Source organism: Silanimonas sp. (genome assembly GCF_027530345.1).
Taxonomy (GTDB): domain Bacteria; phylum Pseudomonadota; class Gammaproteobacteria; order Xanthomonadales; family Xanthomonadaceae; genus Silanimonas.
On sequence record NZ_JAPZQK010000010.1, the window covers coordinates 143,730 to 154,898 of the forward strand.

The 11,169-nt window shown below is 69.8% G+C and carries 11 protein-coding genes; 4 read left to right on the top strand and 7 right to left on the bottom strand.

Annotation, left to right across the window (positions count from 1 at the left end):
- Positions 1 to 29 precede the first annotated feature (29 nt).
- Complete coding sequence (locus tag O9255_RS06715; protein ID WP_297866085.1) at positions 30 to 1,634, bottom strand: dihydroxy-acid dehydratase; 1,605 nt, start codon at positions 1,632 to 1,634, stop codon at positions 30 to 32.
- A gap of 553 nt (positions 1,635 to 2,187) precedes the next feature.
- Between O9255_RS06715 and O9255_RS06720 the strand changes: the two genes are divergently transcribed.
- Positions 2,188 to 2,787 (top strand): LON peptidase substrate-binding domain-containing protein, encoded by a 600-nt coding sequence (locus O9255_RS06720; RefSeq protein WP_297866086.1) that lies wholly within the window; start codon positions 2,188 to 2,190, stop codon positions 2,785 to 2,787.
- A 4-nt stretch (positions 2,788 to 2,791) separates the two neighbouring features.
- Here the strand turns inward: O9255_RS06720 and O9255_RS06725 are convergent, their stop codons facing one another.
- Positions 2,792 to 4,786 (bottom strand): bifunctional DedA family/phosphatase PAP2 family protein, encoded by a 1,995-nt coding sequence (locus tag O9255_RS06725; protein WP_297866087.1) that lies wholly within the window; start codon positions 4,784 to 4,786, stop codon positions 2,792 to 2,794.
- Between the two features lie 121 nt (positions 4,787 to 4,907).
- Between O9255_RS06725 and O9255_RS06730 the strand changes: the two genes are divergently transcribed.
- Both O9255_RS06730 and O9255_RS06735 read left to right on the top strand, forming a co-directional pair.
- Positions 4,908 to 5,723: an NAD(P)-dependent oxidoreductase gene (locus O9255_RS06730; RefSeq protein WP_297866088.1), complete on the top strand. Its 816-nt coding sequence runs from the start codon at positions 4,908 to 4,910 to the stop codon at positions 5,721 to 5,723.
- Between the two features lie 27 nt (positions 5,724 to 5,750).
- On the top strand, positions 5,751 to 6,383 hold the full coding sequence (locus O9255_RS06735; RefSeq protein ID WP_297866089.1) for an FMN-binding negative transcriptional regulator: 633 nt from the start codon (positions 5,751 to 5,753) through the stop codon (positions 6,381 to 6,383).
- A 15-nt stretch (positions 6,384 to 6,398) separates the two neighbouring features.
- Here the strand turns inward: O9255_RS06735 and O9255_RS06740 are convergent, their stop codons facing one another.
- The 4 genes from O9255_RS06740 to thiE are packed head-to-tail and all read right to left on the bottom strand — an operon-like array spanning position 6,399 to position 10,131.
- Positions 6,399 to 7,538, bottom strand: a complete 1,140-nt coding sequence (locus O9255_RS06740) for a PLP-dependent aspartate aminotransferase family protein (RefSeq protein ID WP_297866090.1) — start codon at positions 7,536 to 7,538, stop codon at positions 6,399 to 6,401.
- Positions 7,528 to 8,169: an HAD family phosphatase gene (locus O9255_RS06745; RefSeq protein ID WP_297866091.1), complete on the bottom strand. Its 642-nt coding sequence runs from the start codon at positions 8,167 to 8,169 to the stop codon at positions 7,528 to 7,530. Before O9255_RS06745 ends, O9255_RS06740 begins: the two co-directional genes overlap by 11 nt.
- A complete protein-coding gene (hemL, locus tag O9255_RS06750) occupies positions 8,166 to 9,461 on the bottom strand; it encodes a glutamate-1-semialdehyde 2,1-aminomutase (RefSeq protein WP_297866092.1) in 1,296 nt (431 codons plus the stop codon). The genes O9255_RS06745 and hemL overlap by 4 nt, the downstream gene beginning before the upstream one ends.
- A 13-nt stretch (positions 9,462 to 9,474) precedes the next feature.
- Positions 9,475 to 10,131, bottom strand: a complete 657-nt coding sequence (gene thiE / locus O9255_RS06755) for a thiamine phosphate synthase (protein WP_297866093.1) — start codon at positions 10,129 to 10,131, stop codon at positions 9,475 to 9,477.
- 71 nt (positions 10,132 to 10,202) lie between these two features.
- Here thiE and O9255_RS06760 point away from each other — a divergent pair, with 71 nt between their 5' ends.
- Complete coding sequence (locus O9255_RS06760; protein ID WP_297866094.1) at positions 10,203 to 10,385, top strand: rubredoxin; 183 nt, start codon at positions 10,203 to 10,205, stop codon at positions 10,383 to 10,385.
- Positions 10,386 to 10,439: 54 nt separating this feature from the next.
- On the opposite strand, the gene O9255_RS06765 is transcribed toward O9255_RS06760, so the two are convergent.
- Positions 10,440 to 10,907 carry a DUF192 domain-containing protein gene (locus O9255_RS06765; protein ID WP_297866095.1) on the bottom strand — a complete coding sequence of 156 codons (468 nt, stop codon included), beginning with the start codon at positions 10,905 to 10,907 and terminating at the stop codon, positions 10,440 to 10,442.
- Positions 10,908 to 11,169: the final 262 nt, after the last annotated feature.

The window sequence follows — 11,169 nt, forward strand, 5'->3', positions numbered from 1 at the left end:
GCAGAGACGAGTGAGCGGGCGGTGGAGTGCTATCCGGTGGTGATCGCTCCGCGGCTGGCGGAGGCGACGCTGCGGGCGTACTTGGCCAGCGCGCCGTGGCGCACGCGCGGTTCGATGTGGGCGGGTTCGCGGGCGCTGAGGTCGGCGTCGGTGCGGATTTCGCGGGCGTCCACGTCGATCACCACGCGGTCGCCGTCGCGCAGCTGCGCGAGCGGGCCGCCGCGCGCGGCCTCGGGGCTGATATGGCCGACCATGAAGCCGTGCGTCGCGCCGCTGAAACGGCCATCGGTGATCAGGGCGACGTCATTGCCGAGGCCTTGGCCCACCAGCGCGGCGGTCACGGCCAGCATCTCGCGCATGCCGGGGCCGCCGGCGGGGCCTTCGAAGCGGATAACGACCACGTCGCCCGGCCGGATGGCGCGCGCCTGCACGGCGGCGAAGGCGGCGTCCTCGGAATCGAACACGCGCGCCGGGCCTTCATGGCGACGATGCTTGGCGGGCAGCTTGCAGATGCAGCCCTCGGGCGCGAGGTTGCCGTACAGCACCGAGTAGCCGCCGTGCGGCTTGAGCGGCGACGCGAAGCCCGGCACCACCTCGGCGGGCGTGATGTCGCCGGCCTCCGGCGGGTTCGCCATCGCCGCGTCCACGGCCGCGAACAGCGTCTGGCCGGTCATCGTCGGCGTGTCGCTGATGCGGCCGGCGGCGCGCAACTCGTCCAGCACGCGCGCCGTGCCGCCGGCGGCATGCAGCTCGACCGCGGTGAAGCGGCCGCCGGGTTTCAGGTCGGCGATCACCGGCGTGCGCGATGCGGCTTCGAATTCCTCCAGCGGGAAGGGCACGCCGGCTTCATGGGCGATGGCCAGCAGGTGCAGCACGGCGTTGGTCGAGCCCGCCGTCGCGGCCACGGTGATGGCGGCATTGCGCAGGGCCTGCGCGGTGATCGCCTCGCGCGGGCGGCGGCCCGCGCGCAGGGCGTCCATGGCGAACGCGCCGCAGCGGAACGCGGCCGTACGCTTCGCCGGGTCGGTCGCCGGGATGTCGTTCAAGCCCATCGGCGACAGGCCCAGCGTCGTCAGCACCATGGCCATGGTGTTGGCGGTGAACTGGCCGCCGCAGGCGCCGGCGCCCGGGCAGGCGCGGCGTTCGATCTCGCCCAGCTCCTCGTCGTCGATGCGCCCGGCGGCGTGCGCGCCGACCGCCTCGAAGACCTCCTGCACGGTGATCTTCTTCGCCTTGCACACGCCCGGCTGGATCGTGCCGCCGTAGAGCACCACGCCCGGGATGTCCATGCGGCCCAGCGCCATCGCCGCCGCCGGGATGGTCTTGTCGCAGCCCACCAGCACCACCAACGCGTCGAGGCAGTGGCCGGTCACGGCCAGTTCGATCGAATCGGCGATCACCTCGCGCGAGGGCAGCGAGGCGCGCATGCCGGTGGTGCCCATCGCGATGCCGTCGGTCACGGCGATGGTGTTGAACTCGACCGGCGTGCCGCCCGCGGCCTTGATGCCCTCGCGGGCGGATTGCGCCAGCTCGCGCAGCGTCAGGTTGCAGGGCGAGATGTCCGACCACGTGTGCACCACGCCGACCAGCGGCTTGGCGATGTCGGCGTCGGACAGGCCGGTGGCGCGCAGCATGGCGCGGGCGGGAGCGCGGGAGGGGCCGGATTTGATCTGGTCGGAGTTCACGGTGTGCGGGCGGTTTCTGGGCTTCGGGGATTTTTCGAAGGCCCTGAAACGCGAAACCCCGCACCGTTGCCGGTGCGGGGTTTTCGTTTCGGACCTTGTTGTTGCTTTCTAGGTCACGTCGATCCCGCACCGGTTAGGGGGCTCAAGAAGGACGACGGTAATAACAATCGACGCGACCGGCATGACGCGACGCAGCTCGGCCGGGAGGGCCGAGGCGGTGCGCGCAGCGAAGGTCGGGGCGGTGGAGTTCATGGACCCGACAAGACCACGGGCTTTTCCGCGCTGTCAACACTTTGTCGTGATGTGGACCTCATTCGAGTGAAGACTCAGTTCCAAGTCGTTGATGGAAATGAACTTTGGTTGCCGATAGAACTGACGGCTCGACCGCAGATTTCGCATCCCGACGGCCGACATGCGCGGGTTGAGCCCTCGGTCACACGCTCGAGGACCGGGCCGCCACCATCCTTGCGCTGCTCGCACGCCTCGCCTCGACCGGTCCGCCATGGCTCTCCACCCTGCCGCCACGCACTCCCTTCCGCTGTTTCCCCTCAAGGCCGTGCTGATGCCCGGTGGGGTGATGGCCCTGAGCGTCTTCGAGCCGCGCTACCTCGACATGGTCAAGCGCTGCGCGCGCAAGGGCGAGAGCTTCGGCATCGCCCTGATCATCGACGGCCCGGAGGTCGGCGGCCCCGCCCATCCCGCGGAGATCGGCACCGAAGCCCGCATCGTCGATTTCCACGTGCAGCCCGGCGGCGTGCTCGGCATCGCCGTGGAGGGCGAGCGCCGCTTTGCCGTCGCCAGCACCGCCACCCAGTCCGATGGCCTCGTGGTGGCCGAAGTGCGCTGGCTGCCGCCGACGCCGCGCGTCGTGGTCGAGCCGCAGCATGGCTTCCTCGTCGACCTGCTCAAGCGGATGCTGGAACGCGCCGGCGGTCCGCATGCCTTCGCGGACAACGCCAGCTTCGATGATGCTGGCTGGGTGTCGTGCCGACTCGCGGAGCTGCTGCCGCTCGACACCGACCAGCGCCTGCACCTGCTCGAGGAAGACGACCCCTCGCTGCGCCTCGACGCCGTGCTGCGCTGGCTGCCCCAACTGGCCTGAGCGCTCAGTCGGCGGCGCGCGTCGCGCGCAGGCGCAGCACGCGGCCGTCGTCGCCGACGCGCAGGTTCGCGGTGTCGGCGTCCACCCGCGCCAAGGCGGCGCTCTGGTCGTCCTGTGCCGCCCAGTACCTCAGGAATCCGTCCCCGCGAAGGGCGAAGCGCAAGGTCTGCGCCGTGCCCAGCCAAAGCGGTTCGTCGCGCAGGCCGAGTGAATAGGGCGCCGGCCACAGGCGCAGCACCAGGCGCTCCTCCGGCGTGGCGCCGTTCCGAACCATCAGCAGGGCTTCGGAATGGCCTTCGTGCGTCGCCGGCATGATCGGCAGGGTCGCCGACGTCGCGTCGTCGTCCAGCATCATCAGCAGGCCGCGCCAATCGGCCTCTGGCAGCGGCGTCCAACCCGCGGCCTGCAGTTGCTCCACGAGGGAGGGCAGGTGGCCGGCGTACTGCACGTTCAGGAGCCAGGCGTCACGGCTGCGCAGTTCGTTGCGGCGCGAAGGCAGGTCGAGGTTCGCATCGCCCCGGATCCAGCGTTCGGCGTCGATCGCCCGGCGCTCGATCGGCGGATCGAAGGCGGCGACGAGGTCGTCCGCCGATCGTGCGGCGTGCCAGCCGCCCACCAGCAGCACCATGCCGAAGAAGATCGCCGCGACCGGGCGCACCCAGAACGAGCGCACCACGCGTCGCCGGTAGGCGATGCCCAGCGCGGTGATCCACAGCAACCCGAGGCTGGCGCCGGCGAGCACGTCGGAGAGCCAATGCGCGCCGAGATACAGGCGCGAGAACCCGAGCAGGCCGACGAGCAGCGCGGCGACCACATAAGGCCACACGCGGCGCCGGCCCGGCATCTCGCGCGCCACCAGAACGGCGAAGAAGCCGTAAACCGTCGTCGCCAGCAGCACGGACTGCGAAGGGAAGGAGAACCCGCTGACCGCCGTGGCCGCCGGCGGCTTCGGCAGGTCGATCAGCCAGCCCAGGGCCCAGGCGAACACGATCGCGAAGCTCGGTGCCGCGATCCAGTGCCAGGCGGCGATGCGGCGCTTGCGCCAGAACAGCCAAGCGGCGACCGCAGCCATCGCTGGGCCCAGCACGACCGGATCGCCCAAGGTGGCGAGGAAGCCCATCACCGGGTCGGCCAGCGGGTGCCGCAGCCCGAACATCGTCTGGTGGACCACGAGGTCGAAGCGCGACGGGGCCTCGCCGCCGCCCACCGAAATCAGCAGCTGGAAGAAGGCCCAGGCGCCGAACAGCAGCACGACGGCGAACACCAGCAGGGAGGGCGATTCGCGCCGGTTCGGGTCGATCAGGGCTTCGGAATAGCGGCCCATCACCGGATGGCGGTGCGACCAGTCGAGCAGGCGCACCAGCAGGCCGTGCGCGCGCGGCGCCAGCCAGCGCCACGAGTACAGCACCAGGGCCCACTGCACGGCGACGAGCACCAGCACCAGGCCGATGACGATAGCGAGCCGCCCCGCCACCGCGGCCACCAGGTCCAGCGAGGCGCCGAACAGCCAGCCCGGCGCCAGGAACGCGAGGGCCCACAGCATGGCCGCCAAGCCCGTTGCGAAGCAGTACTTCGGTGCCGGCATCCGCACCATGCCGGCGATGGCCGGGATGAAGGGCCGGATGGCGCCGACGAAGCGCCCGATCACGAGGCTCTTCATGCCGTGGCGGCGGAAGGCAACGTCGCCGCGTGCGAGCCATTGCGGGTTCTGCGCGAACGGCCAGCGGGTCTTGAGGGAATCGCCGTAGCGGCGTCCTGCCAAGTAGCTCACGCCGTCGCCGCAGAAGGCACCGAGCGCTGCGCAGACCACCGCATAGGTGCCGTCGATATGGCCGAGCCCCACCAGCGTGCCGACCGCGAACAGCAGCGGCGTCGCCGGGATGGCCACGCCGATGATCAGCAATGCATCGCCGAACGCGATCAGGAAGATCACCACGCCCGCCGCGAGCGGGTGGCGAGATATCCAGTCGAGAAGGGCGTCCCAGCGGATGGAGTCCATCCCGCGATTATAGGTGGGACGCCAAGGCGCCCGGATGACGTTGCTGCGACGCGTCACGCCAAATACTCTCAGCCCGCGGGACTCGCTACTCTTTGGCTTCTCCCTTCGGTCGACCGCGCGCATGCCCAGCCTCTCCGGCAAGACCCTGCTCATCACCGGCGCCTCCCGCGGCATCGGCCTCGCCATCGCCCTGCGTGCCGCCCGCGAAGGCGCGAACGTGGCCATCGCCGCCAAGTCCTCGGTGCCCAACCCGAAGCTGCCCGGCACCATCCACAGCGCCGCGGCCTCGGTGGACGAGGCTGGCGGTCAGGGCCTCGCGATCAAATGCGACATCCGCGAGGAGGCCGAGGTCGAGGCCGCCGTCGCCGCGACGGTCGAGCGCTTCGGCGGGCTCGACATCCTCGTCAACAACGCCAGCGCCATCTGGCTGAGGGGTGCGCTCGAGACGCCGATGAAGCGCTTCGACCTGATGAGCCAGGTCAACAGCCGCGGCAGCTTCCTCTGCGCGCAGAAGGCTCTTCCGCATCTGCTGAAGGCACGAAACCCGCACATCCTCACGCTGGCGCCGCCGCCCACCCTCGACCCGAAGTGGTGGGGCCCGCACACCGGCTACACGCTGGCGAAGATGGGCATGAGCTTCGTCACCCTCGGCCTCGCCGCGGAGTTCGGCCCGCAGGGCGTGGCGGTGAACGCACTGTGGCCGAAGACCGTCATCGCCACCGACGCGCTGAACATGATCCCCGGCATCGACGTCTCCGGCTGCCGCACGCCGGCCATCGTCGCCGACGCCGCCCATGCGGTGCTGTGTCGCGAGGCCCGCGGCTTCCACGGCCGTTTCCTGATCGACGAGGACGTGTTGCGCGAGGCCGGCGAGATCGACTTCGCGCGCTATGCCGTCGATCCATCGAAGCCGCTGTCGCCCGATCTTTTCCTCTGACAGCACTCTGGCGACCCGCACCCGCCCATGTACCAGCCCGCCCTGTTCGCCGAAAACCGGCCCGAGGAATGGCATCGCCTGATCCGCGAGCACCCGCTGGGCATGCTCGTCACCGCGACGGCCAAGGGACTCGAAGCGGAGCACCTGCCCTTCGTGCTCGAAGCGGAGCGCGGTCCCGCCGGCACGCTGCTGGCCCATGTCGCACGCGCCAATCCGGTCTGGCGCGCGGTGGGCGAGAATGATGCGGTGATGGTCGTATTCCGCGGCGTCCAGGGCTACATCTCGCCGAGCTGGTACCCGAGCAAGCACGAGCACCACCGCCATGTGCCGACCTGGAACTACGAGGTCGTGCACGTGCATGGCCGCATCCGTGTGCTCGACGACACGAATGCCGTCCGCGGCGCGGTGGCGAAGCTCACGCGCCAGAGCGAGGCGGGTGAGCCGGTGCCGTGGAAAATGGGCGATGCGCCGGCCGACTACCTCGCGTCGGAGCTTGCCCACATCGTCGCCATCGAGATCGCGATCGAGCGGATCGAAGCCAAGCGCAAGCTCAGCCAGAACCGCGACGAACGCGACTTCAACAATGTCGTAGAAACCTTGGAGCGGCGCGGCGGCCAAGCGCTGGCGAGCGCGATGCGGCGCGCTCGCTCCGACGGCTGACGGCCGCCGGGAATGTCAGCGCAGCACGTCGATGCCGCGCCGCAGGTCGGCGACGAGATCGTCGCCGTGCTCCAGGCCCACGCTCAAGCGCAGTAGCCCCGGTGGCGACACCGGGTTCGGTCCCTCGACCGAGGCGCGGTGCTCGATCAGCGACTCCACGCCGCCCAGCGAAGTGGCGTTGGTGAACACTTCGACGGCACCGGCGAAGGCCAGCGCCGCCTCGCGGCCGCCCTTGAAGGTCACCGACACCATGCCGCCGAAGTCGCGCATCTGCCGCGCGGCGATGGCGTGGTTGCGGTGCGTGGGCAGGCCGGGCCAGTAGACCGTCTCGACGGCCGGCTGCGCGGCGAGGAATTCGGCCACGCGAAGGGCGTTGGCGCAGTGCCAGGCCATGCGCGCCGGCAGCGAGCGCAGGCCGCGCAGCGTCAGCCAGGCAGAGAACGGCGCCAGGATGTTGCCGGTGATATGCCGGCGATGTGCCGCCTTGTCGAACAGCGCATCGCGCTTGGCGAACACCAGCGCGCCACCCATCACGTCGCTGTGGCCGCCCATGTACTTGGTGGTGGAGTGCATCACCACGTCGGCGCCCAGCGCGATCGGCCGCTGGAGGGCCGGCGTGGCGAAGGTGTTGTCCACCGCCAGCAGCGCCCCGTGCTGCTTCGCGATCGCGGAGAGTGCGGCGAGATCGGCAATGCGCAGCTGCGGGTTCGACGGCGTCTCGGCCCAGATCATCCGCACGGCGGGCGTCATCGCCGCGGCCACGGCGGCGGCATCGCATTGGTCGACACGACGCACCGTCACGCCGCGCTCGGGCAGGAACTCTGCGCCCAGCGAGCGCAGGCCGGCGTAGCAGTCCTCGGGGATCAGCACCTCGCTGCCGGCCGGCAGGCATTCGAGCGCCGCCGTCATCGCCGCCATGCCCGAACCGTAGGCCAGCGCCGCATCGCCACCGTCGAGCGCGGCCAGCGCGGTCTCGAGGCGGTCCTGCGTCGGATTGCCTTCGCGCTGGTACTCGTAGCCGGCCAGTCGTTCGGCGGCTGGGCTGTGCTTGAAGGTGGTCGACAGGTGCAGCGGCGGGGCCACGGCGCCGTTGTGGGCATCGGCTTCGCCGCCCGCGTGGACGGCGAGGGTTTCAAGGTGGAGCTCAGGGCGCATGCACGGGTTCCAGGTCGAAGCCCCGGCGCAGCAATTCACCGGCGAGCTGCGGGGGCGAGGTGTAGTGGATCGCGTCGAGACCGGCGCTCTGGGCGCCGCCCACGTTCTCCGTACGGTCGTCGATCATCAGGGCCGACGCCGGGGAATAGCCGAGCGTGGACAGGCAGGCATAGAAGGCCTGCGGGTCGGGTTTGGTGAGGCCCAGCTGGCCGGTGGTGATCATCCGCGTACCGAACAGCGGGCGAAGCTCGGGGAAGAATTTCGGCAGCTGCCGCCCGAGCCACTGGCCGTTGTTGGTGAACAGCGCCAGCGTGGTCTGCGGGGCGATGCGCTCCGCCAGGCCCAGCACGTCGCGGCGCAGGCGCATGCTCTGGCGCCGCGCGTCGATGAAAGCGTCCAACGGGATATCGAGGCCGTGGCGGCGACGCACGGCGTCGAGGTAATCCTCGAGCCCCAGTTCGCCGCGGTCATTCTTCGTCTCCAAGCCACTCTTGAACAGGGCGTCCAGCACGGTCGCGGGGGCTGCGCCCACTGCGCGCGCCAGCGCATCGACCCGGCGCTCGCGCTGGTACTCGACGAGCACGTCGTCGAGGTCGAACACCACCAGCTTCGGGCGCGGCCTTGGCGTCATGCGGCCGCGGCGACCTCGCGGAAGGCGGCGCGCGCGGCCTCCAGCGTGTGCGCGATCTCGGCGTCGCCGTGCGCGGACGATACGAAGCCGGCCTCGAAGGCCGACGGCGCGAGGTAGACGCCGCGCTTCAGCATGGCGCGGAAGAAACGGTTGAAGCGCGCCGTGTCGGCGGCCTTGGCCTGTTCGAAACTCGTCACGCGCTCCGCGGTGAAGTACAGGCCGAACATCGCGCAGACATGGCGGGTCGAGAACGCGACGCCGGCCGCGTCGGCGGCGTCCTGGAAGCCGGCCACCAGCGTCTCCGTCGTCTTCGCAAGCCCTTCGTAGAACCCGGGCTGCTGGATGATCTTCAGCGTCGCGAGCCCGGCAGCCATGGCCACCGGATTGCCGCTCAGCGTGCCGGCCTGGTAGATCGGGCCGGCCGGCGCAATCTGCCGCATCAGCTCGGCGCGGCCGCCATAGGCGCCCACCGGCATGCCGCCGCCGATGATCTTGCCGAAGGTGCTGATGTCGGGCTGCACGCCATACAGCTCCTGTGCGCCGCCGAGCGCCACGCGGAAGCCGGTCATCACCTCGTCGAAGATCAGCAGAGCGCCGTGCTTCGTGCAGAGTGCGCGCAGGTGTTCGAGGTAACCCGGCTCCGGTGGGATGCAGTTGGCATTGCCCACCACCGGCTCGACGATGACGCCGGCGATGTCGGCGCCCACTTCGTTGAACAGCGCGGTGGCCGCGGTGAAATCATTGAACGGCAGGGTCAGCGTGAGATCGGCCAGCGCTTTCGGCACGCCGGGCGAATTCGGCAGGCCGAAGGTCAGCGCGCCCGAGCCCGCCTTTACCAGGAAGCTGTCGCCATGGCCGTGGTAGCAGCCCTCGAACTTGACGATGCGGTTGCGCCCCGTGGCGCCGCGCGCGAGGCGGATCGCCGACAGCGTGGCTTCGGTGCCCGAGTTCACCATGCGCACCATCTCGCAGCTCGGCACGATGGCGGTGATCGCCTCGGCCATCGTCACCTCGAGCGGGTTCGGCACGCCGAACGAGAGACCGTCGACCATCACCTCGCGCACGGCCTCGAGCACTTCCGCGCGCGCATGGCCCGCGATCATCGGGCCCCAGCTGCCGATGTAGTCGACGTAGCGGTTGCCGTCCACGTCCTCGATCCAGGCGCCCTTGGCGCGCTTGGCGAAAAACGGTTCGCCGCCCACCGACTTGAAGGCACGCACCGGCGAATTGACGCCGCCGGGCATGAGGTCGAGGGCGCGGGTGTAGAGGGCGTGGCTGGTGTCGGTCTTCATTCGTTGCATCAGGTCAGGAAAAGGAGGCAGCGTCCGCAGGGTGCCCGGCGACGGCCGGAGTGCCGAGGAACAAGGCATTGAAGCGGCGCGCAGCGGCCAAGGGCTCGGGCGCATCGAACACCGCGCCGACGACCGCCAGCAGGTCGGCACCGGCGGCGACGAGGGGTGCGGCATTGTCCGGCGTCAGGCCGCCGATGGCCACTCGAGACCGCCGCAACGGCGCCGCCGCGCTGAGCAGATCGGGCGTTGCACGTCGGGTGGTCGTCTTCGTCTGTGTGGGGAAGAAGGCGCCAAAGGCGATGTAGTCGGCGCCGGCCGCGACCGCACGCTCCGCGCGGGCGAGCTCGTCGTAGCAGGAGGCGCCCAATACGAGTCGGGGTGCCGCCCGCCGGGCCTCCACCAGGTCGCCATCGTCCTCGCCCAGATGTGCGCCGGCTGCGTCGACGTCCAGCGCCAAGCGCCAATCGTCATTGATGACCAGCGGCACCCCCGCCGCATCGCAAAGGGCCTTCAGCGCCCGCGCCTCGTCGAAGCGCCGCGTGGCGTCCGCGCGCTTGTTCCGGTACTGAAGCAAGGCCGGTTTGGCCGACAGCACGGCGGCGACGCGTTCCACGAGTCGATCGCTGTCGTCGTCGTCGGGCGTGATGAGGTAGAGGCCGCGCAGCGTCATGGTCGTATCGTACTCGTCAGGACGTGTGCGGCATGGCAGGCTTCCGGGATTCCACGAATCGTCCGGAAGCCATGGCCACATCTCCTGCCTACACCACTTGGGTCTGCGTCGTCTGTGGCTTCGTCTATGACGAGGCCGAGGGGCTGCCCTCGGAGGGCATCGCTCCGGGCACGCGTTGGGCCGACATCCCGGAAGATTGGCAATGCCCGGAGTGCGGTGTGTCGAAGGCCGACTTCGAGATGGTGCAGGCCTGACCGTTCCTTCGAGTGCCCGGGCGCCGACGTCATTCCACGGCTCGGTCCGTCGGCTCAGGGCTGTCCCGTTTCGGGAATGCCTTCCGAGAAGGTGATCACGGCGCCGCGTTCGAGGCCGAGGGCGTCCGAGCGTCCGGCATTGAGCTCCAGCACGTACTTGGCCGGCCCGCGGCTCGGGTAGTTCGGGCAGCGGTCGCCCGCGGTGCAGGGCGGCACGCCGCGCTGGATCGACACCAGTTTCCGATCGGCATCGAAGTACAGGATATCGAGCGGGATCTTGGTGTTCTTCATCCAATAAGCGAGCGGTGCCTCGTTCTCGTGGACGAAGAGCATCCCGTGATCGGCCGGCATCGACTCGCGGAACATCAGGCCCCGCGCGCGCTCGTCGAAATCGTCGGCAAGTGCGACATCGAAGCGCTGTCCGCCCACTTCTACCCAATGTCGGCCGCCCGAGCCGCTGCATGCAGTGGTGCCGAGGACGGCGGCCAGGGCGAAGAGGCTTGTAAGGAGGCGCAGGCGCATGGGCGGTCCCGGTCGATAGGAGGCCTCGATTGTAGGGCGGCGCCCCGTTTCGCCCGATGGGAATGAACGATTCGCCGCGTCTGCGCGTTCGTTCATTCAAGAGGCTTGCAATGCCCCATGCCGGTTGCCTATAGTTCGCGCCCCTTCGCAGGGCGGCCCGGAAACGGGGCGGAGTTGCGGAGGGGGGTTGAGAAGAAAGTTTCGCTTTACGGTGTTGACGAACTTCGAAACTGCTGTATAGTGTGCGGCTCCCTCGGGCGAA